The organism is Methanocalculus alkaliphilus (assembly GCF_024170505.1).
Classification (GTDB): Archaea; Halobacteriota; Methanomicrobia; order Methanomicrobiales; family Methanocorpusculaceae; genus Methanocalculus; species Methanocalculus alkaliphilus.
Map to the genome: position 1 here is coordinate 98,574 of NZ_JALJYG010000001.1, position 21,669 is coordinate 120,242.

Genomic DNA, 21,669 nt, shown 5'->3' on the forward strand with positions numbered 1-21,669 from the left:
TATGATTATATACGTATGGGGTTTTTCGTGAACTATAACGTACTTGTCAGCGATCCGCTGGCTGAAGAAGGCATTGAGATATTACGACAGTTCTGCACTGTTGATGTAAAGGTTGGACTCTCAGAGGATGAGCTTGTCGCAATCATCGGAGAGTATGACGCACTCATCGTCAGATCCGGGACGGAGGTGACTGCACGGGTGATCGAGGCCGCCGAGAAGATGAAATATATCGGCCGGGCGGGTGCAGGTGTCGACAATATCGATACCGACGCTGCAACCCGTAAGGGAATCATCGTCGCAAACGCACCTGAGGGGAATACCCTTGCCGCAACCGAGCATACGATGGCGATGATGCTCGCCCTTGCACGGAGGATTCCTCCTGCCAATATCTCGCTGAAGAAGGGCGAATGGAAGCGATCAAAGTTCATCGGCGTCGAGATGAATGAGAAGATACTCGGTGTCGTCGGGTTTGGCCGTATCGGCAGGGAGGTTGCCAAGCGCGCCCAGTCATTCAACATGCGTGTCGTCGCCTACGATCCCTTCATCACTCCGGAGCGGGGGGCGCAGTTCGGTGTCGAGATGATGAGTGTGGCGGATCTCTTCAAGGTTGCCGATGTCATCACCGTCCATACGCCACTCATCAAGGAGACGATGCACCTGATCAACGCAGAGTCGATTGCGACGATGAAAGACGGGGTGCGGATCATCAACTGCGCACGAGGCGGCATCATTGATGAGAATGCCCTCGCCGCTGCTGTTGCCAGCGGAAAGGTTGCAGGTGCGGCGATTGATGTCTTTGAGGAGGAACCTCCTGCCGATTCACCGCTCTTTACCCTTGACAATGTCATCGTCACCCCGCACCTGGGTGCAAGTACTGTTGAGGCACAGAAGAACGTGGCAGAGTCCATCGCCCATCAGTGCATCGATGTCCTCAAGGGCGGTGCGGCTAAGTATGTCGTTAATGCACCGATGATCCCGCCTGAACTCCAGGATACGATCGAGCCGTATGCCCGCCTCGCAGAGAAGATGGGCCGCCTCGCCTCCCAGGTGGTTGATGGGGCGATCACGAAGGTGGAAGTTACCTATGCAGGCGATCTCATCGAGATGCGCCAGAATCTTAAGATGGTGACCCGGATGGCGATCAAAGGGATCCTTGATCCGATCCTCCAGATGCCGATCAACATCGTCAATGCCGAGTTCGTCGCCCGCGAGCGCGGTATCGCAGTGGCAGAGACGACGACCGAGGAGTCGCATGGATTTAAGAACCTCATCAGCCTCACCATCAGGACAGCAAAGGGCGAAGAGACGATCAGCGGCTCGGTCTTTGGAAAGAGCCGTGTTCGGATCGTCGCTATCGGTGAGTTTACGATGGATCTCATCCCTGCAGGATCAATCGTCATCTCCCGCCATATCGATAAGCCGGGGGTCATCGGGCCGACAGCGACAGTCCTTGGGAGACACAATATCAATATTGGCGGAATGCAGGTCGGCCGTGTGAAGGCTGGCGAAGAGGCGCTCATGGTCTTAAATGTCGACTCGGAAGTCCCTGATGCCGTGATGGAGGAGATGCGGGGCGTCCCCGGTATCATTTCGGCAACATTTGCAACCCTCTGAACTGATGCCCGAAAGGGCAAAAAACAATCCTTTTATACTGCCAATGCCTACATTGTAAGGCAGAAGGCACGGGGCTCGTGGTCTAGCTGGTTATGACGTCGCCTTGACATGGCGGAGGTCCTGAGTTCGAATCTCAGCGGGCCCATCTTGTTTTCAGATAATAGTTCTCATTAACGCCTTTTCATCCTCAGTAGCGATCTCATCAATCGATCTGAAACCCGCCATCTCTCAGAGGGAGCTGAGACCCATATTTGACGATAACAATCGAAGATACGGGGGGGCGCCAAATAGACGGGAGGAACGGAAAGCTACCCATCTCCTATTTGGATCTACATGGTGTAATAAAAATTTGGCATAGTAGGATCTCAATGACTCTGTCGTTGTGATGAGTACCAGAGTCCGAAAAAAATAGCTGTATCTATAGCTCTGAGGTTCAACAGAGCGAATACAGGAGTGGGGAGACATGCGGGAGCCTTCCCTGCTCCTCCATCGTTTTGATACCCGATCTACTCGTCCCGTACAGCCGCAACAACTGCGGGTGATCGCGCCCCATTCTTCAGATAAATTACCCCGCAGTCCCGTGATCGGGTGAGGAGTTTCCGGAGATCCGGATCATCAAGCCGGATACCATCATGGCCGCTCCGATATACAGTCCGATAGCCAAGAGCGGCAAGCCGATCCAGCACCCAGCATGGATCATCAGGGAAGAGGAACGGATGGATCTCCACGATGATGACCCGTGGACGGATCCGGAGCGAGCGCAGGATATCTATCTCAGAGCCTTCACAATCGAGTTCAAGGATATCGCAGTCAGGAAGATCCTCCGGGTCAACGACGAGTGCATCAGAAGCATCCCCCCCATAGACATCGATCTCAGGCCCGACGATGGCATGATGGACACAGCAGATGGCGGCAACCCCCTCCATTTTCAGCCGCTCTCCCATCTGGCGGGCAGCCCGGTCACCACCCTCATAGATCGTCACCGAGCCGGTCCTGCCGACCTTCTTCGCGGCGGTCAGGGCAGTTGCACCATCACCCCCACCGACGATCACAACACGATCACCGGGTTGTGTCAACAGGCTATGTGCAGAGGCAATACCCATCTCCGATTGGCCGGTCCGTGAGACGTACCGGCAGGCGCCAAGGAAGAGATCGACAAAGTTGTTATATTTATAAATCGTATGCGCATCCCGTATCAGACTCATATCAGATCTCCTGCAAGCCAGGGTACAGCCACGTTCATCCCCGGGAGCAGTCCTGCATGTCCAGAGGAGGGGGCCTCCAGGAATCCGGGGCGTTGTGGTACAGTCCGGTATGCTGGTTAGATCTCAAAATGTATCATTATTGTCATCGATAACAGTGAAAGCAATAATAATCCATAGATAGAATTTTATATAATTAAATTATTATTCAAACATCGTCACCCACCAGCGAGCCCGTTGCCAGTAGCCGATCATCATCCCGATCTGATACATTTATGAACCATGAAGAGGGAGAAGGGATCATCGGAGCAGGTGAGACCTGCTCCCAGACATTCACACCGCGGTGTGATCAGAGGAGTGATAGAGAATGGAAGAGAAAAGCTACACACTTCCCCCACTACCCTATGGGGCCGGAGCACTTGCACCCTATATCTCAGAGGAACAGCTCACCATACACCATGACAAGCACCACATGGCCTATGTAAATGGCGCAAATGCCAACCTGACCGCACTCGAGGATGCCCGGAAACAAGGGGCTGATCCCAATATGAAGGCCATCCTCAAGGATCTCTCATGGAACTTCGGTGGACATTATCTCCACTCGCTCTTCTGGACCAGTCTTGCACCTGCCGGTTCCGGAGGTGGTGGAGAGCCGACCGGTGCGATTGGAGAGCGGATACAGGCTGATTTCGGCAGTTTTGAAAGGTTTAAGAAAGAATTTACCATCGCTGCTGCGAGCGTTGAGGGATCAGGATGGGCAGCCCTGACAGAGTGCCCACTGACAAAAAAGCTGCAGATCATGCAAATCGAGAAGCATAACACGAATGTCTTCCCATCCTGCCCGATACTCCTTGTCCTCGATCTCTTTGAGCATGCATACTATATCGACTACAAAAACGACCGGGCCGCATTCATCCAGGCATTCTGGAATATCGTCAACTGGGATGAGGTCAATAAGAGGCTCTGACCACCCCTTCTTTTCACCAGAAGAACCCTCATTTTTTCTTTGGGAAACACTTTAACCACCCGACACAACAATCTTTCATGAATAATTCGGTAAAGGGAGCCGGAGGCATCCTTATCCTCCTTGCCGCATTCCTGACCATCGCAGGATGTGTCGGAGGATCGGTTGCAGAAGAGGGCGATACGGTCAGAGTCCATTATACAGGCACCCTCTCTGATGGCTCCACATTTGACAGTTCGGTTGGCAGGGAGCCGCTTGAGTTTACCATCGGGGCAGGAGAGGTCATCCCCGGATTTGACAGCGCAGTAATCGGGATGACGGTCGATGAGACGAAGACGGTCACGATCCCTGCCGATGAGGCGTACGGCCAGCACCGTGATGACCTCCTCTTCACCATCGAACATGAATTATTCCCTGGTGAGATTCCTGAGATTGGAGCACAGGTTCCGGTCTCGATGGACAACGGCATGATTGCCCAGAGTATCGTAACATCAGTTAATGAGACCGCAGTGATTCTCGATCTGAATCACCCCCTTGCAGGGGAGGATCTGACATTTGAGATAACCCTCGTTCAGATCCTCTGAACACCCTTTTTTCCGCAGAACGAATGATAAGAGCCATCAGCTTCTGAAGTCATGGTAGTACCTGGAGATATGAAAATGGATCAGATAATAGAAGATGGATTTCTTCGTCTCACTGAGACGATTGAAGAATACAATGGAAGAATAGACGGACTTGAGGAGACGATCCGATCAGACCTTGCCGGCCTGCTGTCACGGATGGTCACCCTCACCACCCCCCTCATCGGATCGCTGGGACAGCAGTTCCTTCATAAGACCAAGAAGGATGGGAAGGGAGAACTCTATGACACCATCCATTATGATGAGAAGATGATCATCATCGGCCGTGCTGAGGAGCCGGTGGCAATCAGGCCCGACGATATGACCCGGAAGGTTGACAAGCAGTTCTGCGTCCTCACAGAGAAGGGAACAATTGCCGAGTTGATGTTCTCAGATGACGGGTTTATCATCGACAGTTATCTCAACCCTCTGACCGCAGAAGAGGCGATCGAATTCTATGGTCCGGGTGTCATCTATATGCTCTACCGCGCGCTCCATGACTATGCGAACCTTGAGGAAGAGCTGATACGCTCACTCGAGATGACTATCGCTTTTATTCTGGGTGAAAAAAAGTAATCCCCCTTTATTTCTTCCAGCTGAAGAGGGGGAACGTCGGCTTCAGCGGATCATAGACCCCGCCGCTCAGGCTTGAGAGGGGGTAGGACTGTTCAACAACATTCTCGCTATCTGCTGAGGAGAAGCGAATAACAGCTTTTGCCTCACGTATCATCTTGTCGAGGGTGAAGGTCTCCTCCTCCTCAGGCTGGAGCTCTTTTATATCAAACTCGATATCAAGCGGAACCAGTGAGATGTGAATCCGCCGTGCAGGTGCAGTCCCGGTATTTTTTACAATGATCGACTTTGCATCCTCAGAGAGTGAGCAGGAGACCTGGGGGAGATATGCAGCATCCTGCATAATCCAGAGTGTCATATACAATGCCAAAACGATGACCAGACCGATGAGAGCATAGTAGATATCGATGAATAATGCAGCTCCGATGCAGGCAATCGCCCCGACAACAATCAATATGCTCTGCCGAGAGTCCATACTGATACTTTATGGTCAGAGGATATAAGCAATATGAATCTTATCTGAAAGAAAAAGGAGAGTGGGCCCGATGCGATTCGAACGCATGACCTCTCGGTTATCAGCCGAGCGCACCACCGGGCTATGCTACGGGCCCTGATGTTACCTAAATAGATAGGCACTCGCTACATTTATAGATTGTGAATTGGCAATCCATTCTGTTGCATCCGTTATTTATGATCAGAAGACGAGAAATGATGAACAGAAATGTCGGAGTGAGCCATGGAAAAGAGATATCTCCTTGGAAATGTTGCAATCGCACACGCATGCAGGGAAGCGGGCGTCGATTTCATCAGCGGATATCCGGGAACGCCATCCTCTGAAGTGATCGACACACTCAGGACAGCCCCGGAGCCTGGATGCCACCTTGAATGGTCGGTCAATGAGAAGGTTGCATATGAAAACGCGCTTGCAGCCGCCTGGTGCGGATGCCGCGCTCTTGTAACGATGAAACATGTTGGCGTGAATGTTGCGGCAGATCCACTAATGACGAGCAGTTATACCGGCGTCACCGGTGGAATGGTGCTCCTTGCTGCCGACGATCCATATGCCCACAGTTCCCAGAACGAACAGGACTCGCGGATGTATGCAGCATTTGCGAAGATCCCATGCATCGATCCGGCGAGCATTCAGGATGCGCATGATGGTATCATCAAAGCTTTTGAGCTCTCCGAGGAGTTCGGGCTTCCTGTAATGCTCAGGCCGACGACCCGCATCTGCCATAGCAAAGGAGACATTGAACTTGGAGAGGTGACGACTGAACACCGGAAAGGAACCTTTGAGCGCAATCCAAAGCAGTATGTCGTCATCCCCGCCCACACCCGGATCCTTCATAAAGAGCTGAACCAGAAGCAGCCGGGTATCAGGAAGAGACTCATCGAGTGCGGCTTCAACACCGCGATCGTCAGGGGAGAAAAAGCGGTCATTGCAGGCGGGATCAGCGCAGAATATATCCGTGAGATCCTCCCGGATGGCGTCTCCCTTGCAACGATCGGGGCATACCCGATTGATGAGGAGTGGCTCGCAGATTTCGTCTCCCGGCACCGGGAGATACTGGTTATCGAAGAGATGATGCCGATAATCGAAGGCGCTGTCAGAGAGGTCGCCTGTGATCAGGTTATCTATGGGAAGAAGAACGGGTACCTCCCCCATGAGGGCGAGTTCTCACAACCCGTCATCGCTGAAGCGCTCGCTGCAGCCGGGTTCATACCGGCCAATCCGTTTCCGGCTGTCGTCCCGGTCGGGAACCTTCCGGTTCGTCCGCCCATCCTCTGCGCCGGCTGTATGCACCGATCCACCTTCTATTCAATGAAGAAGGTCTTTAAGGACGGTATCTTCCCAAGCGATATCGGGTGCTACACCCTCGGCCTCCAGCTCGGAGCGGTCGACACCACCATCTGCATGGGAGCAGCCATCACCGTTGCAAGCGGTATCAACAGAAGCGGTGAGGAGCGGGATGTCGTCTGTACAATCGGGGACTCAACCTTCCTCCACACCGGAATAAACGGCCTCATTAATGCGGTGTACAATGGGGCCGATATCGTCGTCGTCATCCTCGACAACAGGATCACAGCGATGACCGGCCACCAGCCCAACCCGAACACCTGCCAGACAGCCTCCGGAACGGAGAGCCCGGCAGTCTCCCTTGAGGCGCTCTGCCGCTCCTGTGGCGTGACGTTCGTCGAGACGGTGGACCCGTACGATCTCTCCCTCCTCCTCGACACCATGAAGAGGGCAAAAGAGGAGAAGGGCGTCCGGGTGATCATCGCCCGTCAGCCCTGTGTCATCGTCACCAGGCGTGCGGGATGGAAGCGGCACAAGTACATGGTCGAGGCAGAGACCTGCACAAGCTGCAGGCTCTGTATCAAGTACGGATGCCCGGCCATCGAGTACCATGATGAAGTGGCCTGGATTAACGATCTCTGTACAGGCTGTGCGGTCTGCGCCGATATCTGTCCTGCCGGGGCCATCAGGCGGGAGGTGAAGCGATGAAGAAGAGTTATGACATTATGATCGTCGGAATCGGCGGCCAGGGGACGATCCTTGCTTCAAATGTCCTTGGAGAGGCATGCCTCATCGAAGGGCGGAGTGTGAAAGGTGCCGAGACCCACGGAATGGCACAGCGGGGAGGATCCGTTGAGAGCCAGATACGCATCGACGGAGAGTTTGGCCCCCTCATCATACCGGGCACAGCAGACCTTCTCATCGCCTTTGACCTCCTCGAGGCAGTCAGGTATCGTCACTACCTGAAGGAAGGGGGAATGATGATCGTCAACAATCAGATGGTCCTCCCGACATCCGCCTTCACCTCAGGCCAGCCGGTTCCGACCATCGATGATATCGCGGCCATGCTCGATGGCCACAATACCGCCATCATTGATGCAACAGGGATCGCAACCGCCGCAGGGAGCCCCCTTGCTGCAAACATTGCACTGCTTGGTGCCGCATCCCACACCATACCCCTCAGTGTCGATTCCCTCATTGAAGGGGTACGGCGATGTGTGCCGCAGAAGACCATCCCAATCAATGAGCGTGCCTTCCTCGAGGGGAGAGAGGCCGCCAACCAGTAAATCACCTTTTTTCAGGCATTCCAAAGAGAATCTAAGGAGTGTATCTCTTCCAGCCGATATACAGAAAGACCAGGCCGCACCAGATGAGCGCACCGGTACCGATCAGTGGATCTCCTCCCCTGACAAGCGGGTAGAGAATATTTGATGAAATATCCCTGATATAGAGGAGAAGGAAGATACCAAAGCCAAGAGTAATCACACCCGCACCAGTCAGGAAGAAGTATCGGAGATCAGGAGGGTGTATATCCCAGCCGAAGCGTTCAGATAGGGGCTTTGCATAGAAGATAAGTGTAAAGAGAACCAGAAAAGAGATTGAGAGCCACTCCTGGGGAGCGGTCAGTTCCCGCCAGAAAGAGGTGACAAAGTAGTTGGTATACTGCCCCTGTGGAAACGGACCATAGAGGGGATAGAACCAGACCTCGCGGCTCTCCCACATTGAGTCAAGAATCTGATGAGCGAACATTCCGGCCGCAATGCCATACCCCGCTATCAAGCCCCAATAACGATAGATGAGGGAGCCCACGACCAGTGCAATCCAGATCCCCAGGAGTGAATGGCCGATCAACCTGCCATATCCGAGCGATTCTGCGAGGATGATATGCCCAAGCGGCTTGTCGATGAGATCCGGGAGAATAGATCCGAAGGCAACGGGAAAGAACCATCGCTTTGAACGGAAGCACTCGCAAATGAAGAGGGCTGTTGCAACACCCACAAGGAGATGGAAGAAAAAGTACATCAGACACCTTGAAGAAATATTTAATTTAAAATATATATTATTGTAATGGACCCGGCGGGATTTGAACCCGCGGCCTCAACGTTGCGAACGTTGCGATCTCCCCCTGATCTACGAGCCCGAAAAAAATTAGAGAATGATCTCAATATCCAGTTTCTCTGCCAGTTCCTTATACCTGTTCCGGATGGTGACCTCGGTGACACCGGCAACCTCGGCAACCTCACGCTGGGTCCTCCGTTCGCCTGAGAGGATCGAGCTGATATAGATAGCGGCTGCCGCAACACCGGTCGGTCCACGACCGCTTGTAAGCTCCCGCTCACCAGCCTGCCGGAGGATCTCAACCGCCCGGCTCTGCACCTCGCCTTTCAGGGTCAGTCCCGAGCAGAAGCGGGGAACATAGTCGATTGGTGAGGTTGGAAGGAGCTTCAGTCCGAGCTCCCGGGAGATGAAACGGTAGGTCCTTCCGATCTCCTTGCGTGAGACACGGGATACCTCGGCAATCTCATCCAGGGTTCGCGGTACACTGCACTGGCGACAGGCCGCATAGAGTGCGGCGGCGGCAACCCCTTCGATGGATCGTCCACGAATGAGGTTCTTATCAACGGCATCACGGTAGACGACAGCAGCGGTCTCACGGACGTTCCTTGGAAGACCAAGTGCCGAAGCCATCCTGTCAAGTTCGGAGAGGGCAAAGGCAAGATTTCTCTCGGTCGCATTCGAGACACGGATACGCCGCTGCCACTTCCGGAGACGGTACAGCTGGGCACGGTTCTTCGAGGAGATGGCACGGCCATAGCTGTCACGGTTTCTCCAGTCGATCATCGTCGAGAGACCTTTGTCATGAATGGTGAAGGTCATCGGTGCACCGACACGCGATCGCTTCATCCTCTGATCATGGTCGAATGCACGCCATTCAGGACCACGGTCGATGAAGTCGTCATCAAGCACCAGTCCACAGCTCTGGCAGACGAGTTCGGCTCTCTCATAGTCATGGATAAGCTGTCTGCTGCTGCATTCCGGGCAGACAGTCTGGATATGCTCCTCCTGCTTCTGCTTCTCCTTGACCACCGCCTTCTGGCGGAGTTTCATCGCTTCACGTTCTGATTTAAGCTGTTTTAACTTCTCTATCTCCTGCATGTCTTCACCTTCTCCCGCACATATAGCTTCTCGCCTTCCTGAAGACGGCAATCGTTTTTGCAGACGATTGTTGCATATGGGGAGGCAATATTTCCGAATAGGTCAACAATCTTCCCGACCGGCTTCATACGGCTGTCCACAAGATCACAGTAGAGCGGTGGCAGTTGGCCTGCATCACAGCGGACAACTGCCAGACGGCGACCGCAAATACTAAGTATTCGACCAGCAAACTTCAAAACAAACCCTCAGTCAAAGAATTCTAGAACCATTTCGGAAACTTTATATAATTATATATGAGTCGCTTCCAGTATTTAAAAGTTGTGAAAAAGTATAAAAGGACTAGAACCTTTTGATAGATTCAATTTTATATCCCATCGCTTTTTCGACCTCCCCATCAGTCATCCCGGCACCCCGGCCAACGAGCCATTTTGCCTCATGATCCAGGAGATCACGCGGATCATGTGCATCAGACTGTATAACAAGGCCACACCCTGCATCCCGTGCCATCCGGAGAACATGCCCATTCATCCGATTATGGCCATTTCTCGAGGTTATCTCAAGGAATACCCCATTATCTGCTGCAACTGCCGCATCAGCATCTGAAATAAAACCGGGATGGGCAAGGATGTCGACATCAGGGGAAGAGACGGCAGCGGCATTTGTTCCTTTGGCAACCGGCTCAACGACCGTCTCACCATGAACCAGAACAACATCTGCTCCGAGTTCTTTCGCCTCTCTGGCTATACCATGGATCTCTTCGGGAGGGACATGGGTGATCTCCACCCCGCAGAGGAGATCGACACCAAAGAGAGCGGCAGAGCGCCGGAGCCGGGAGACAGCCCCGATCACCTCCAAAAGATTCGTCGCATCGACATGATCAGAGATGGCAACGGAACTATAGCCCAGAACGGACATCCGCCTGATCAGTTCAATCGGGAGCATACTCCCATCTGAGAGGGTTGTATGACAGTGATAATCGTACATGCCGGTCATTGCTTCTCGGGAATGTTCTTTGCAATCTTTCTGATGAGCGACTCCTTGCTTCCCTCCCAGGAGAGCCGAAGCCGGCCTTCACGGTGAAGCCAGTGCGCAGGATGGGAGTTAGGCTCAATGACAGCACCTGAGATCCCGATCTTGCGTGCAGCCCGTTCAATATCCTGGATTTTTGGAGATTTCAGGGCAAGTGCCTTTGGAATACGCCTCCCTTCGGCACGGGTAAGTGTACTATTAAAGTAGCAGGGGTACAGGATCCGCTCAGTTCCCATACCTACTACATTCGCGATGAACCTATAAACAGATCCCGCCAATTACGTATATGCATCAGATCGACGTCCATATGGAGAAGGATATCTTTGAGGGGAATACCCGTCTTGCTGAAGCAAATGCCCGCCATCTCAGGGAGCATGGCGTACGGGCGTTTGATCTGCTCGGGGCAATTGGATCAGGCAAGACCGCGCTGATCGAGAAGCTGATTCCGATCCTCGCCGCGCGTGGGATCCGGGGAGGTGCCATCGCCGGGGATGTTTATGGTGATGACGATTTCCAGCGGATCGTCAGAACAGGAGCGCCGGCCTACAATGCAAATACCGGAAAGGAATGCCACCTGGATGCCCATCTCGTTGAACATGGGCTGCATCACCTCCCACTTGATGAGATAGATATTCTCTTTATCGAAAATGTCGGCAATATGGTATGCCCAACCGATTTTCAGCTCGGTGCAGAGAAGAGAATCATTGTCATCAGCTCGACCGAAGGGGATGATGTTGTCAACAAGCACCCGATGATGTTTCGGAGTGGTGACATCGCCGTCATCAATAAAGTCGATCTCGCCCCCCTTATCGGATCCGATCTCGACAGAATGGAGGCGGATATCAAGAGATATAATCCGAAAATGCCGGTATTCCGGACGAACCTGAAGACTGGAGAGGGGGCTTTGGAGCTGCTGGATGCGATCCTTGCATGATGGCAGATCCGGATATGAGACCCAACCTTAAATACATCTCAGAGTGAAATATAGAGAACTCTACTTGGGGATACCCAAAGACGAGATACTATCCATCACGAGGAACATCAATGCTCTGGCAAGGAAGATCCATCAGAAAGCCATCAGGCGGACGGTACCACCCCTCCTGCGGCAAAAAGCGTTTTGAGATCGGCAGGTCCCCGGCTGAGACCGTTATCGGAGAGAGCCGTAACCGTATCATCCGGACCCGCGGAGGAAACACAAAGGTTCGCGCACTCCGCAGTGAGTATGCATCAGTATCTGATTCAAAGACCGGGATCACAAAGAAGGTCGCTATCCAGAATGTCGAATCAAATACCGCAAACCCAAACTACGTCCGCCGTAAGATGCTGACAAAAGGGGCGATCATTAAGACGGAGATCGGCAGCGCCCGGATAGTTTCCCGCCCAAGCCAGGATGGCGTCGTGAACGCTGTTCTGATCGAATAAACCATACATTTTTCTTATTTTTTCCGGGGCCCGGGGATCAGTCTCTCATCTCCCGGCCAGTATGAACCAATATCGGGGGATAGAGTTTTAGCCACGTATCATCTCATATACGTGTATTATGCGCCGGGTCTCATACCAGTTCCCAAACCACTGTGATCTTGTCTTCGAACATGATGTTCCTTTCCAGGAAGCAATACGATCCATCTGCAAACTGGACGGAAGCCAGACGAATTTCCGGACAGAGAGAGGACTCTTCAAGCGCGAGATCCATGTTGAGATTGCCCGCGATAAAACCGGATTTGAGAGAGTACGGACAGATTCGGATTTTATCGACGATATCAGCGAACGCGCCGATTTTCTCCTTCAGATAAACGACACCCTCCTGAAGGGTGAGGGGAGATATCCTGCGGCGGAATATTCCTTCCTCCTCAGGGTTGATGATCTCGGCAGCCGGATAGAGGGATTCATCGTCCAGCAGGGGAGAGATGGAGAAGTTGACGCACTTGACCTGAAGAATCTCCTGAAGGGTGCCCTCTCGTGAGCCTCAGGACAGTGGTGGCAGCCGCATTCAGGCATCTCAGAAAAGAACGCCTCCAGAAGGTCGAGTTCATCTATTATATTGCTATTGACCGGAAATGGATGAATAAGGAAGAAGCAACCCTTCTCCTTGAACGGGCACGCGAGGAGGGACTTCTTCTCTTTCAGGGTGGTGTCTATATCCCTGCATTCAGTCCGGGAGAAGTAGAGATACCCTTGGGTTTCAAGCCTTCCACATCCATACTCAGGAAGGAAGATCCGATTGAGCGACTGGTCTCTTCGATCGCAGCAAGGGCAGGAACAGACCAGCGGGCGATGTATGCTGAAATGAATAGGATCATCCATGATCACTTTGATGACCGGCTCCTCCCCGAAGCGGCTGTCATGATCCTTGCACGCCGGTACCAGGTGGATACCGAGGGCTACCGGGAAGAGCTGATGAGCAGCCTCATTCAAAAGAGTGCCAAAAAAACCGCCTGATACCAGAGCGGTCAGAAAAAAGATTGGGCTTATTCAGCCTTTGCCTCTTCTTTTGGAGCGAAGATTTCTGCAAGAGGAGTCTTGCCGGTCTCAACGACCTTGACATTGATCTGCACAAAGTCGGATGTGATCTCAGATCCCCGAACCGTCTTCCTCCGCCGCTCCCCGCGCTTCGTTGGGTTGAAGCCGTTTCCGCCCGTCAGGAGCAGGTGGCGCCGTGCAGATCCTGGAAGCCCTCTCCGTGCCGGGATACCGGTTCTGTCGCTTCCACCGGTGATTTCGATGCGATACCCGTCAAGTCCGATGACACCAGCATCGATCTGGTGTGATATTGACTTTCCGATAAATGCACCAGCTGCACCGCCACTTGCTACCGTATTGTAGGAACGGCCGGTCTCTGGGTCTGATATAACAATTTTAAAGTCTACCATGTATCGAAACAACTCCTCGTTCTTTCCGAAGCCGAAGTACCCATATTGTTTGAGCGTCCCGGTTAATACTACTTACCCCAGAAGGGATTATCCCTCCTCCTGATCATTGCATATTCAGAGAGTGCTTCCTGGGAGCTGATATTGATATGGGAGAGCATCTCCCGCTCAAGAACCTTCACATGCCGCTCAGGAATTTCCACATAAAGGGTATCGCCAACATGGATCTGTCTTCCAACCGTTGGACCCTCAATCGATACGGCGATCTCCATCCCTTCTTTTGCCTCTGTGACGGTATCGCCTTTATCCTGCATCATCTTGACCGTCCCGACCGAGCGACCCTCAAGATTCATAAGATGCACCTTCGGTCTGAGGAGCCCGCCCAGAACACGGACACCAACGACTGCCGGATCACTCTGGCGGAAGACACAGTTGGGAAGGAGCTGTATCTTGGCAGGCATGATGACCGCTTCAAACTGCTGCGCCTCGCGCCTCCGAATCTCCTCATCCCGCCACTCGATGTAATCGTCGATCACCCGGTAGATGATATTTCCGGAGAATACTTTGATATCAGCATACCGCGGGTGTTTGAGCATCTCTTCGACATCAGGGAGAATATCAGTTGCGAAACAGATGATGACTTTATGAAGCGGCTCACGCATCGTCTCAAGCTCTATGATGTCATGGCGGCTGACCGGGCCGACATCTGCACGCATAATCTCTATCTCCTTCGCCTCAAGTTCCTTTGAGAGGGCCTCAAGCGCACCGATGGTATCTGCTTTAATACTGATACCAAGGTGCGAGAGTTTGACATTGACCGCCTGCATCTCGGCATTAATCTCCATAACCACCTCATCACGATTCCCTTTGATGACACGGAGCGGAGATCCGGAGACGACCTCATCAAGATTGGGTGCTGCAAGTTTGATACCTGCGGCGGCAGTTACCGACTTTACCCGTTCGAAGCGATCCTCAATGAGTATCTCCTTCATCGGGCGTGCCTTCAGGACAGATCGTACTTTTGTGATGATGCATCCCGATGCACCAGCCACCCCGATCTCATCCCCGACCGAGAGGGTCCCATCATAGAGGATGAGATCAAGGGTCATCCCAAGGCCACGTTCCTCCTTCACCTCAAGGACAGTCCCCTGGCCGGGGCCATCCGCGGTTATCTTCAGTGATTCGGTCAGGTACCGCTCGGCAAGGCCGATCATCACCATCAGGAGATCGGGGATGCCCTCACCAGTGATCCCTGACGATGGAACAATAGCGATGTTCCGTGCAAAGTCACGAACACGGTCATAGCGTTCGGAGTTGAACCCAAGATCAGAGAGCTCCCCGACGATCTCATAGATCCGGGTCTCAAGGATGCCCTGGACACGCTCATTCTGTTTTGCATACGTCTTCTGGAACGGTTCATCCGGGTGAACACGCCATCCGGGGATACGATCCACCTTGGTTGCAGCAACGACAAATGGTGTCTTACAGTTCCGAAGTATCTGGAGAGCCTCCTGCGTCTGCTGTTTAAAACCCTCATTGATATCGATGACCAGGATGGCTATCTCCGCAAGAGCGCCCCCACGTGCGCGGAGGGTGGTGAAGGCGCGGTGGCCGGGTGTATCGATGAAGAGAAGGCCCGGGATCTTGATCTCGGCCTTCCCGGTCAGCCCGCTCATCTTTCGTATCGCATCAATCGGTATCAGCGTCGCTCCGATATGCTGGGTAATGGCGCCCGCCTCGGTACTTACGACCTGTGAGCCGCGGATCTTATCGAGGAGCGATGTCTTCCCATGATCAACATGCCCAAGGACACACACGATCGGCGTCCTGATATTATTCTTAGCCATATCTGATACCCCTCCTGAAAAGCCGGGATTACCTGAATAATCCCGGAAAGTGATACTCTATAACGCATCCGGAGTATTATATTCTTTCGAGGAGCGGAAGTGGAGAGGGAGGGTGATCGTTGGGAGTCAATCCGTTAATTTAAAGAGTTAGAAACGGCAATAAGAATGAGCATTTATGCTAGGGTAGGGTAGCTGGACATCCTATAGGACTGTGGATCCTTTGACCCGGGTTCGAGTCCCGGCCCTGGCCTGAATCACCTTTTCTCTATGAATTGCATCCTGATCTGCATATCGGAACGTCAGGGACTATCATCAATTCTGGAAAGAGAGAGGAACCCCTTATGGGTTATGACCCTTCTTTGATAATCTGACATTTTCTTCTATTGGCCTTTGGATTCACCCCTGCCCTTCTCTAAATGAGATCCTATCAGAGCCCGTATCATTGCAAGGTCAAACATTCCCTTTCAGAGAGCATATCCGGGGCGATACCACCCAATCGGGAAGAGATGCGGAGAGGAACTATTATATCACCCCAGTGGATAAAACCAGAGATCAATAGGAGACGATGGAATGACTGACGAGATGAGAAACCCGGAAGGAAAAGAAGTACATAAAGGCATGAGCACCAGAGGCCGATCCATCCAGGAGTGGTGGCCAAACCAGCTGAATCTGAAGGTTCTTCACCAGCACCCGGCCCTCTCCAACCCCATGGGTGAGGGTTTTAACTATGCTGAGGAGTTTACAAAACTCGAACTCGCAGCGGTGAAGAAGGATCTCCATGCACTGATGACCGACTCGCAGGACTGGTGGCCGGCCGACTTCGGCCATTACGGTCCCTTCTTCATCCGCATGGCATGGCATAGTGCAGGCACATACCGGATGGGGGATGGACGGGGAGGTGCCGGTTCCGGCCAGCAGCGTTTCCCGCCACTGAACAGCTGGCCTGACAACGTAAACCTTGACAAGGCACGCCGTCTGCTCTGGCCGATCAAACAGAAATACGGCAGGAGCATCTCATGGGCAGATCTCATGATTCTTGCTGGAAATGTTGCCCTGGAGTCGATGGGCTTTACAACCTTCGGCTTCGCCGGCGGCCGCGAGGATGTCTGGGAGCCGGAAGAGGATGTCTACTGGGGCTCCGAGAGCGAATGGCTGGATGATACACGCTACTCCGGCGACCGGGACCTTGAAAATCCGCTCGCGGCAGTGCAGATGGGGTTAATCTATGTCAACCCAGAGGGTCCGGACGGTAACCCCGACCCCGTTGCGGCAGTGAAGGATATCCGCGAGACCTTCGCCCGTATGGCCATGAATGATGAAGAGACGGTTGCCCTCATCGCTGGCGGCCATACCTTCGGAAAATGCCATGGTGCAGGACCCGCATCCCATGTCGGGCCGGAGCCGGAGGCAGCGCCCATCGAGGAGCAGGGGCTCGGCTGGAAGAGCAGTTTCGGCACAGGAAAAGGCGGGGATACGATCTCCAGCGGCCTTGAGGTCACCTGGACAAACACACCGACGAAGTGGAGCAACAACTACCTCAGGATCCTCTTCAACCACGAATGGGAGCTGACAAAGAGCCCGGCCGGTGCGTACCAGTGGAAACCAAAGGGCGACGGAGGCGCCGGGACGGTTCCGGATGCCCATGACCCGTCAAAACGTCACCAGCCAACCATGCTGACAACCGATCTATCACTGAGGTTTGGTGAGGACTATGAAAAGATTGCCATGCGATTCCTTGAAAACCCCGATCTCTTTGCAGATGCCTTTGCCCGGGCCTGGTTCAAACTGACGCACCGTGACATGGGGCCGCGCTCACGCTACCTCGGTCCGGAAGTCCCTGCTGAAGAGCTCATCTGGCAGGATCCCATTCCCGCCGTCGATCATGACCTGATTGGCCCGGAGGAGATCGCCTCTCTGAAAGAGAAGATCCTGGCATCCGGCCTGTCGGTCTCTGAGCTGGTATCCACCGCCTGGGCATCGGCTTCAACCTTCCGTGGGTCTGACAAGCGCGGTGGTGCAAACGGTGCCCGCATCCGCCTTTCGCCACAGAAGGACTGGGAGGTCAACCAGCCTGACCAGCTGGCAAAGGTACTCACAACCCTTGAAAAGATACAGACCGGATTCAACAGTGAGCAGAAAAGCGGTATCAAAGTGTCACTCGCAGATCTCATCGTTCTCGCCGGCTGTGCAGGTATCGAGCAGGCTGCAAGGAATGCCGGCCACACCGTGGAGGTACCCTTCTCGCCGGGGCGGATGGATGCCTCAGAAGAGCAGACCGATGCGGAATCCTTTGCTGTACTCGAACCGAAAGCAGACGGCTTCCGCAACTATCAAAAGACCCGCTATGCCGTATCATCTGAGGAGTTGCTGGTTGACAGGGCACAGCTGCTGACCCTGACCGCACCCGAGATGACAGTGCTCCTTGGTGGAATGCGCGTGCTGGACACCAACGTTAACCAGAATCCGCACGGCGTCTTCACACAAAGGCCTGGGGCACTCACCAATGACTTCTTTATACACCTCCTCGATATGGGCACAGAGTGGAAACCAGTCCCTGAAGAGGAAGGTCTCTTTGAGGGGCGTGATCGCAGGACCGGTGATCTGAAGTGGACCGGGACACGGGTCGATCTGATCTTCGGCTCAAACTCCCAGCTCCGGGCTCTTGCCGAGGTATATGGAAGCGCCGACGCAGAGGAGAAGTTTGTACAGGACTTTGTCGCGGTTTGGGCGAAGGTGATGAACCTTGATCGCTTCGATCTTGCCTGATCATATCATAAACGTCCTCACGTGAGAATCTGACAGGATTTCGGAGATTCGTCGCGACTACCTCAGCAACGTGTGGACCATCACTGAACCACACCTTTTTTAGTTCATAGAACAATGGATATTGCTACGATATGGTAATTACCGGCATCGTACCCTCCAGAGGGCCTGTAGCTTAGCTGGTTAGAGCGCCCGGCTCATAACCGGGCGGTCATGCGTTCGAATCGCATCAGGCCCATTCAGCATCTCTTTTTCGCAGACACATTATCGATCAGCCCCGTCTGAAACGGCGCGCATAGGAAGGGGCACTCCATCCTTTCGAAATATGAGATGAGGTATGGCCATACAATAGGCAATACTACAAATAAGCGTATACCATGGAATAAATCTACCATTCCCATCCAGAACCATCCCTTCGGCAGACGCTGATACTTTATCAGCTTTTACCACAAGGGACGTGTATGAAGTGTCCGGTCTGTGGTGATGATTGCGTCTCCGATGCATTCGAGATCATCAATACAATGGAGACGATATTTGCCCCCTGCCCCCGGTGCAGGGGGAGACGGCTTGACAAAAAGGTACCCCCGCCCGATTACACCCCCCCTTCCCCCTGCACCTGCAAAAAGCGGTTCATCGATGACATATTTGCCCATATATACCGGATAGGGGTGGAGGAGGGGGAGGTTGTTGGAACTGAACCATTAAAAGAGATCGGAACCCCGCTCATTCATCCGGGAATGGTACTTAGTGAGGCACCGTACCTTCCACCCCGATCCCTTGTCCTCCTGACCGATCTCTTCTCTCAAAAGACGGCGGAGAGGATCGTCGCTGAGATACCCGAGGTCAGGGGAGTCGTCCAGGATACCCATATCACCCCAGGAATTGTCAGTCCGGATACAATGGAAACCCCAAAAACCCATATCCTCCTTGCCGGGTGCGATGTCCGCGCAAATATATTCAACACCCAGGTAGGGCCCATCGTCATTTATAAACAGACATCAACGATGCATATTGAATTTCCACGCCCGGTGAATCCGAAGATCCTTGCAGTCGATCGGAAGGTCTTCACAAAGAAGCCAAAGACGTTTGTTGATGCCTGTTGCGGCCCCGGGACTCTCGGGATCGTTGCAGCACGCCTTGGGGTCCCGCATATCATCTTCAATGATGCATGGTACGCTGCCGCCTTCTGGACGGCATATAATCTCAAGGTCAACCATGCCTACCTGGGGATCGATGATGTCGAGATCCGTGAGAGTTACCAGGCGATGGCAGAGAACCCGGTGAGGCGCGAACCATATCTGATCGCCACCACACGTGGCGGCCTTGCAGTCGAGGTCTATCAGGGGGACTACAGCCTTCTCACCCCCCATATACCAGAAAAAGGTGTGCTCACGGTGATTGATCTCTTCGACAAAGCCTCGCGCGATATGGTTGAAGAGGTTATCACCCGCTGGAAGGCAGATAATAAAGGAGATGTATTTATCCCATAACAACCGATTCTTTACGGGAACTAGCCCGGGTGGTTAGACGTCACCTGTGACCCGAAACCGTCGATATGCGGGGGGCGAAGTCTGAGGAAGGCCGAGGCAGCTTTCGGAAAGCAGGTACTTCCGACGTAGAAGCCTCGTCCTGTGAGGTCAACGGACAGGAACCAAGCTTCCGGAGGGAAGTGAGGCCTGTTGCCGCAGGGAACGGTTCAGGCCCGGAAGGGAGCAGACTTACTGTGGACGTCTGGCGCCCACGGGGGAGCGGGGTGGAGAAGGAAGCCCTGTGGAACGGGGGTATGTGCGGTCGACCGATGACACGTTCCCATTCTCTGATTTCTATGGTGAAAGTTGCTATTATCGGAGCGACAGGGCAGGTTGGATCCTATGCTGCCCATGCAATATCGCAGATTCCACAGATCAAGGAGGTTACCCTCTTTGGCCGTGATGGAAACCAGCAGTACCTTGAAGGGCTCTCCCGTGATCTGGTTGATTCATTTGCAGCCCGTGGAACAAATACAAGGATAAGCTGGAGCTGTGATGAGAAGGATCTCCGTGGATCGGATATCATCATCCTGACATCCGGTGCTGCACGGAAAGCAGATCAGAGCAGACTCGATCTCGCTGTTGAGAACGGAAAGATCGTTGCCAGGTATGCCGAAAAGATCGGCAGGACAGCCTCAGAAGCACTTCTCCTGGTCATTTCAAATCCTGTTGATATCATGACAGCGGTCGCTCTGAAGTATTCAAATCTTCCACCACACCGTGTCTTCGGACTTGGAACACATCTCGACTCAATGCGTCTGAAATCCTGTATTGCCGAATTCTTCAATGTGCATGTATCTGAAGTACATACACGGATCATCGGTGAACATGGTGACACAATGGTTCCCCTCTGGTCAGCGACGACAATAGGTGGCATTCAGATTAATAACCTCCCGGCCTTCTCGCACCTTCCAAAGGACAAGATCATGGAACGAGTCAAGACGAGCGGGTCATTGATCATCCGGAGCAAAGGATCAACGGTCTATGGACCGGGAGATGCAATTGCGACGGTCGTCCGGACAATTGTCGAAGATGAACACCGTATCCTTACCGTCTCTGCCTTCATCAAGAAGGAGGTGCATGATATTGGAAGTGTCTGCATCGGCGTTCCGGCACGTATCACACGCGGCGGTGTCTTTCCTGTACCGATAAAACTCCCCGATGACGAGCTGGAGGCTTTCAGAAACTCCACAGAGACGATTCGGAATGTGACACGACAGGTCTTTGAGTCACTCGAAGAGAGAGAATAAAAAAAATTAGATCATCCGGCTGAGATCGACGATCTCTGCACGGTCTACACCAGGAATATCAAGGAACTGTGACTCGATACCTTCTGTTGCACCTTCCTCATCCTGAATGACGGTTGCAACCTTGAGGGCGACGAGACCAAAGCCGATTGGCTCATCCCTCATATCTGAAACCCCTGGAATCTTCTCACGAATCGCTGCTTTTAATGCCTCAAGATCCACCTCAGGAGACTCGGGCATCACCTTCAGAATAACTGCTACTGCTCCCATCTTCACGGCCCCTGAAATCCACACTTCTGACAGGCATACTGGATGCTCTGATGTCTGCATCGTGCACACCGGCGTATCAGCTCGGCGCACTCAGGACACTTGAATTCAGTCGCGCCGCGCTCAGCGAGCGGAGCGTTGCATGACGTGCACTTAACCATTGACATAGTCGGACTCCCTTATATGATTGGGA

At 53.2% G+C, this 21,669-nt stretch carries 24 protein-coding genes, 5 tRNA genes and 1 other RNA gene; 17 read left to right on the forward strand and 13 right to left on the reverse strand.

Annotation, left to right across the window (positions count from 1 at the left end; all coding sequences use genetic code 11):
• Positions 1–15: 15 nt before the first annotated feature.
• Together serA and J2T58_RS00585 are read left to right on the forward strand one after the other, a co-directional pair.
• Complete coding sequence (gene serA / locus J2T58_RS00580; RefSeq protein ID WP_253486615.1) at positions 16–1,614, forward strand: phosphoglycerate dehydrogenase; 1,599 nt, start codon at positions 16–18, stop codon at positions 1,612–1,614.
• Between the two features lie 71 nt (positions 1,615–1,685).
• Positions 1,686–1,759, forward strand: a tRNA-Val gene (locus tag J2T58_RS00585).
• Positions 1,760–2,120: 361 nt separating this feature from the next.
• Here the strand turns inward: J2T58_RS00585 and J2T58_RS00590 are convergent.
• Positions 2,121–2,819 carry an FkbM family methyltransferase gene (locus J2T58_RS00590; protein WP_253486617.1) on the reverse strand — a complete coding sequence of 233 codons (699 nt, stop codon included), beginning with the start codon at positions 2,817–2,819 and terminating at the stop codon, positions 2,121–2,123.
• A 364-nt stretch (positions 2,820–3,183) separates the two neighbouring features.
• On the opposite strand from J2T58_RS00590, the gene J2T58_RS00595 reads away from it, so the two are divergent.
• From J2T58_RS00595 to J2T58_RS00605, 3 genes are all read left to right on the forward strand, one after another.
• On the forward strand, positions 3,184–3,783 hold the full coding sequence (locus J2T58_RS00595) for a superoxide dismutase (RefSeq protein WP_253486618.1): 600 nt from the start codon (positions 3,184–3,186) through the stop codon (positions 3,781–3,783).
• Positions 3,784–3,860: 77 nt separating this feature from the next.
• Complete coding sequence (locus J2T58_RS00600) at positions 3,861–4,364, forward strand: FKBP-type peptidyl-prolyl cis-trans isomerase (RefSeq protein WP_253486621.1); 504 nt, start codon at positions 3,861–3,863, stop codon at positions 4,362–4,364.
• A gap of 75 nt (positions 4,365–4,439) precedes the next feature.
• Positions 4,440–4,976 (forward strand): hypothetical protein, encoded by a 537-nt coding sequence (locus J2T58_RS00605; RefSeq protein ID WP_253486623.1) that lies wholly within the window; start codon positions 4,440–4,442, stop codon positions 4,974–4,976.
• Positions 4,977–4,983: 7 nt separating this feature from the next.
• On the opposite strand, the gene J2T58_RS00610 is transcribed toward J2T58_RS00605, so the two are convergent.
• Together J2T58_RS00610 and J2T58_RS00615 are read right to left on the reverse strand one after the other, a co-directional pair.
• Entirely contained in the window at positions 4,984–5,448 is a 465-nt protein-coding gene (locus J2T58_RS00610) for a hypothetical protein (protein ID WP_253486624.1), read from the reverse strand.
• A 62-nt stretch (positions 5,449–5,510) separates the two neighbouring features.
• Positions 5,511–5,584: transfer RNA gene (locus J2T58_RS00615), tRNA-Ile, on the reverse strand.
• A 125-nt stretch (positions 5,585–5,709) separates the two neighbouring features.
• Between J2T58_RS00615 and iorA the strand changes: the two genes are divergently transcribed.
• Together iorA and J2T58_RS00625 are read left to right on the forward strand one after the other, a co-directional pair.
• Positions 5,710–7,479 (forward strand): indolepyruvate ferredoxin oxidoreductase subunit alpha, encoded by a 1,770-nt coding sequence (gene iorA / locus J2T58_RS00620; protein WP_253486625.1) that lies wholly within the window; start codon positions 5,710–5,712, stop codon positions 7,477–7,479.
• A complete protein-coding gene (locus tag J2T58_RS00625; RefSeq protein ID WP_253486626.1) occupies positions 7,476–8,057 on the forward strand; it encodes an indolepyruvate oxidoreductase subunit beta in 582 nt (193 codons plus the stop codon). The genes iorA and J2T58_RS00625 overlap by 4 nt, the downstream gene beginning before the upstream one ends.
• A 31-nt stretch (positions 8,058–8,088) precedes the next feature.
• On the opposite strand, the gene J2T58_RS00630 is transcribed toward J2T58_RS00625, so the two are convergent.
• The 6 genes from J2T58_RS00630 to J2T58_RS00650 form a co-directional block, all read right to left on the reverse strand.
• Positions 8,089–8,793 (reverse strand): metal-dependent hydrolase, encoded by a 705-nt coding sequence (locus tag J2T58_RS00630; protein ID WP_253486627.1) that lies wholly within the window; start codon positions 8,791–8,793, stop codon positions 8,089–8,091.
• A gap of 46 nt (positions 8,794–8,839) precedes the next feature.
• Positions 8,840–8,911, reverse strand: a tRNA-Ala gene (locus J2T58_RS00635).
• An 8-nt stretch (positions 8,912–8,919) separates the two neighbouring features.
• Positions 8,920–9,927, reverse strand: coding sequence for a transcription initiation factor IIB (locus tag J2T58_RS00640; RefSeq protein ID WP_253486628.1), 1,008 nt, complete (start codon positions 9,925–9,927; stop codon positions 8,920–8,922).
• Positions 9,915–10,163 carry an H/ACA ribonucleoprotein complex subunit GAR1 gene (locus J2T58_RS11280; RefSeq protein ID WP_436262624.1) on the reverse strand — a complete coding sequence of 83 codons (249 nt, stop codon included), beginning with the start codon at positions 10,161–10,163 and terminating at the stop codon, positions 9,915–9,917. The genes J2T58_RS00640 and J2T58_RS11280 overlap by 13 nt, the downstream gene beginning before the upstream one ends.
• A 103-nt stretch (positions 10,164–10,266) precedes the next feature.
• Complete coding sequence (locus J2T58_RS00645; protein WP_253486629.1) at positions 10,267–10,920, reverse strand: histidinol phosphate phosphatase domain-containing protein; 654 nt, start codon at positions 10,918–10,920, stop codon at positions 10,267–10,269.
• Complete coding sequence (locus J2T58_RS00650) at positions 10,917–11,192, reverse strand: signal recognition particle subunit SRP19/SEC65 family protein (RefSeq protein WP_253486631.1); 276 nt, start codon at positions 11,190–11,192, stop codon at positions 10,917–10,919. The genes J2T58_RS00645 and J2T58_RS00650 overlap by 4 nt, the downstream gene beginning before the upstream one ends.
• Positions 11,193–11,242: 50 nt before the next feature.
• Here J2T58_RS00650 and hypB point away from each other — a divergent pair, with 50 nt between their 5' ends.
• The 4 genes from hypB (at position 11,243) to J2T58_RS00670 (ending at position 13,395) form a co-directional block, all read left to right on the forward strand.
• Complete coding sequence (gene hypB, locus J2T58_RS00655) at positions 11,243–11,890, forward strand: hydrogenase nickel incorporation protein HypB (RefSeq protein ID WP_253486633.1); 648 nt, start codon at positions 11,243–11,245, stop codon at positions 11,888–11,890.
• A 110-nt stretch (positions 11,891–12,000) separates the two neighbouring features.
• Positions 12,001–12,378: a 30S ribosomal protein S8e gene (locus tag J2T58_RS00660; RefSeq protein ID WP_253486634.1), complete on the forward strand. Its 378-nt coding sequence runs from the start codon at positions 12,001–12,003 to the stop codon at positions 12,376–12,378.
• Positions 12,379–12,496: 118 nt separating this feature from the next.
• The gene (locus J2T58_RS00665; RefSeq protein WP_253486635.1) at positions 12,497–12,919 is read left to right on the forward strand and encodes a hypothetical protein; all 423 of its coding nucleotides are present in this window, start codon (positions 12,497–12,499) and stop codon (positions 12,917–12,919) included.
• Positions 12,916–13,395, forward strand: a complete 480-nt coding sequence (locus J2T58_RS00670; RefSeq protein ID WP_253486636.1) for a DUF2240 family protein — start codon at positions 12,916–12,918, stop codon at positions 13,393–13,395. The genes J2T58_RS00665 and J2T58_RS00670 overlap by 4 nt, the downstream gene beginning before the upstream one ends.
• 29 nt (positions 13,396–13,424) lie before the next feature.
• On the opposite strand, the gene J2T58_RS00675 is transcribed toward J2T58_RS00670, so the two are convergent.
• Both J2T58_RS00675 and infB read right to left on the reverse strand, forming a co-directional pair.
• A complete protein-coding gene (locus J2T58_RS00675; RefSeq protein WP_211531189.1) occupies positions 13,425–13,826 on the reverse strand; it encodes a 30S ribosomal protein S6e in 402 nt (133 codons plus the stop codon).
• A gap of 68 nt (positions 13,827–13,894) precedes the next feature.
• The gene (gene infB / locus J2T58_RS00680) at positions 13,895–15,670 is read right to left on the reverse strand and encodes a translation initiation factor IF-2 (RefSeq protein WP_253486638.1); all 1,776 of its coding nucleotides are present in this window, start codon (positions 15,668–15,670) and stop codon (positions 13,895–13,897) included.
• 177 nt (positions 15,671–15,847) lie between these two features.
• Here infB and J2T58_RS00685 point away from each other — a divergent pair.
• The 6 genes from J2T58_RS00685 to J2T58_RS00710 all read left to right on the forward strand — a co-directional run bounded on the left by J2T58_RS00685 (position 15,848) and on the right by J2T58_RS00710 (position 21,212).
• Positions 15,848–15,920, forward strand: a tRNA-His gene (locus tag J2T58_RS00685).
• Positions 15,921–16,240: 320 nt separating this feature from the next.
• Complete coding sequence (gene katG, locus J2T58_RS00690; RefSeq protein WP_253486639.1) at positions 16,241–18,436, forward strand: catalase/peroxidase HPI; 2,196 nt, start codon at positions 16,241–16,243, stop codon at positions 18,434–18,436.
• A gap of 161 nt (positions 18,437–18,597) precedes the next feature.
• Positions 18,598–18,671 (forward strand) — tRNA-Ile (locus tag J2T58_RS00695).
• 223 nt (positions 18,672–18,894) lie between these two features.
• Entirely contained in the window at positions 18,895–19,923 is a 1,029-nt protein-coding gene (locus J2T58_RS00700; RefSeq protein WP_253486641.1) for a hypothetical protein, read from the forward strand.
• A 13-nt stretch (positions 19,924–19,936) separates the two neighbouring features.
• Positions 19,937–20,246: signal recognition particle sRNA (gene ffs, locus J2T58_RS00705), an RNA gene on the forward strand.
• 12 nt (positions 20,247–20,258) lie between these two features.
• Positions 20,259–21,212, forward strand: coding sequence for a malate dehydrogenase (locus J2T58_RS00710; RefSeq protein ID WP_253486643.1), 954 nt, complete (start codon positions 20,259–20,261; stop codon positions 21,210–21,212).
• Between the two features lie 6 nt (positions 21,213–21,218).
• Here the strand turns inward: J2T58_RS00710 and J2T58_RS00715 are convergent, their stop codons facing one another.
• The gene (locus J2T58_RS00715; protein ID WP_253486644.1) at positions 21,219–21,479 is read right to left on the reverse strand and encodes an elongation factor 1-beta; all 261 of its coding nucleotides are present in this window, start codon (positions 21,477–21,479) and stop codon (positions 21,219–21,221) included.
• A gap of 2 nt (positions 21,480–21,481) precedes the next feature.
• Positions 21,482–21,643, reverse strand: a complete 162-nt coding sequence (locus tag J2T58_RS00720) for a zinc finger domain-containing protein (RefSeq protein ID WP_253486645.1) — start codon at positions 21,641–21,643, stop codon at positions 21,482–21,484.
• Positions 21,644–21,669: the final 26 nt, after the last annotated feature.

Bases quoted from the DNA above. Each gene is read 5' to 3' on its own strand.
- J2T58_RS00665 (WP_253486635.1), top strand. From the start codon at position 12,497: ATGCGCCGGGTCTCATACCAGTTCCCAAACCACTGTGATCTTGTCTTC.
- J2T58_RS00595 (WP_253486618.1), top strand. From the start codon at position 3,184: ATGGAAGAGAAAAGCTACACACTTCCCCCACTACCCTATGGGGCCGGA.
- iorA (WP_253486625.1), top strand. From the start codon at position 5,710: ATGGAAAAGAGATATCTCCTTGGAAATGTTGCAATCGCACACGCATGC.
- serA (WP_253486615.1), top strand. From the start codon at position 16: ATGGGGTTTTTCGTGAACTATAACGTACTTGTCAGCGATCCGCTGGCT.
- J2T58_RS00590 (WP_253486617.1), bottom strand. From the start codon at position 2,819: ATGAGTCTGATACGGGATGCGCATACGATTTATAAATATAACAACTTT.
- J2T58_RS00625 (WP_253486626.1), top strand. From the start codon at position 7,476: ATGAAGAAGAGTTATGACATTATGATCGTCGGAATCGGCGGCCAGGGG.
- J2T58_RS00610 (WP_253486624.1), bottom strand. From the start codon at position 5,448: ATGGACTCTCGGCAGAGCATATTGATTGTTGTCGGGGCGATTGCCTGC.
- infB (WP_253486638.1), bottom strand. From the start codon at position 15,670: ATGGCTAAGAATAATATCAGGACGCCGATCGTGTGTGTCCTTGGGCAT.
- J2T58_RS00720 (WP_253486645.1), bottom strand. From the start codon at position 21,643: ATGTCAATGGTTAAGTGCACGTCATGCAACGCTCCGCTCGCTGAGCGC.
- J2T58_RS00700 (WP_253486641.1), top strand. From the start codon at position 18,895: ATGAAGTGTCCGGTCTGTGGTGATGATTGCGTCTCCGATGCATTCGAG.
- J2T58_RS00650 (WP_253486631.1), bottom strand. From the start codon at position 11,192: ATGGGAACTGAGCGGATCCTGTACCCCTGCTACTTTAATAGTACACTT.
- J2T58_RS00640 (WP_253486628.1), bottom strand. From the start codon at position 9,927: ATGCAGGAGATAGAGAAGTTAAAACAGCTTAAATCAGAACGTGAAGCG.
- J2T58_RS00675 (WP_211531189.1), bottom strand. From the start codon at position 13,826: ATGGTAGACTTTAAAATTGTTATATCAGACCCAGAGACCGGCCGTTCC.
- J2T58_RS00600 (WP_253486621.1), top strand. From the start codon at position 3,861: ATGAATAATTCGGTAAAGGGAGCCGGAGGCATCCTTATCCTCCTTGCC.
- J2T58_RS00710 (WP_253486643.1), top strand. From the start codon at position 20,259: ATGGTGAAAGTTGCTATTATCGGAGCGACAGGGCAGGTTGGATCCTAT.
- hypB (WP_253486633.1), top strand. From the start codon at position 11,243: ATGCATCAGATCGACGTCCATATGGAGAAGGATATCTTTGAGGGGAAT.
- J2T58_RS00660 (WP_253486634.1), top strand. From the start codon at position 12,001: ATGCTCTGGCAAGGAAGATCCATCAGAAAGCCATCAGGCGGACGGTAC.
- J2T58_RS00630 (WP_253486627.1), bottom strand. From the start codon at position 8,793: ATGTACTTTTTCTTCCATCTCCTTGTGGGTGTTGCAACAGCCCTCTTC.
- J2T58_RS00605 (WP_253486623.1), top strand. From the start codon at position 4,440: ATGGATCAGATAATAGAAGATGGATTTCTTCGTCTCACTGAGACGATT.
- J2T58_RS00645 (WP_253486629.1), bottom strand. From the start codon at position 10,920: ATGACCGGCATGTACGATTATCACTGTCATACAACCCTCTCAGATGGG.
- J2T58_RS00715 (WP_253486644.1), bottom strand. From the start codon at position 21,479: ATGGGAGCAGTAGCAGTTATTCTGAAGGTGATGCCCGAGTCTCCTGAG.
- katG (WP_253486639.1), top strand. From the start codon at position 16,241: ATGACTGACGAGATGAGAAACCCGGAAGGAAAAGAAGTACATAAAGGC.